Origin of the sequence: Mesorhizobium album, from assembly GCF_033977205.1 — a bacterium.
Taxonomy (GTDB): Bacteria; Pseudomonadota; Alphaproteobacteria; order Rhizobiales; family Rhizobiaceae; genus Mesorhizobium; species Mesorhizobium album.
The window spans coordinates 1-520 of record NZ_JAVIIW010000168.1 but is presented as its reverse complement, the minus strand read 5'-3'; the positions used below and the strand labels follow the sequence as shown (position 1 = coordinate 520).

1 pseudogene is annotated in these 520 nt (G+C 67.3%); it reads right to left on the bottom strand.

Annotated elements, in window-relative coordinates:
* A pseudogene (locus tag RFN28_RS34760) lies at positions 1 to 520 on the bottom strand (succinate--CoA ligase subunit alpha); the annotation flags it as partial.

Here is a 520-nt window from a genome sequence, read left to right as displayed (position 1 = left end):
CGCCGAAAGCCCGGCGATGTAGGCGATCAGCGGCTTGCGCATATTGTCGCGTGCCCAGATCGCGGCTTCGGCTTCCTGCGGCCCGCCGATCTCGCCGATCATCACCACGGCGTCGGTCTCGTCGTCCTGCTCGAACAGTTTCAGGATGTCCTTGAAGGACGAGCCGTTGATCGGGTCGCCGCCGATGCCGACGCTGGTCGACACACCGATGCCCAGCGCCTTCATCTGCGAGGCGGCCTCGTAGCCGAGCGTGCCGGAGCGGCCGACGATGCCGACGCGGCCGGGCAGATAGATGGAGCCGGGCATGATGCCCATCAGCGCCTGCCCGGGCGTGATGACGCCGGCGCAGTTCGGCCCGATCAGCCGCATGCGGTCCTCGAAGCGGTAGCGGCGCATGTAGCGCTTGACCTGCATCATGTCCTGCGAGGGGATGCCGTCGGTGATGCACACGCAAAGCTTGATGCCGGCATCCGCCGCCTCCATGATCGAATCGGCGGCGAAGGGCGGCGGCACGAAGACG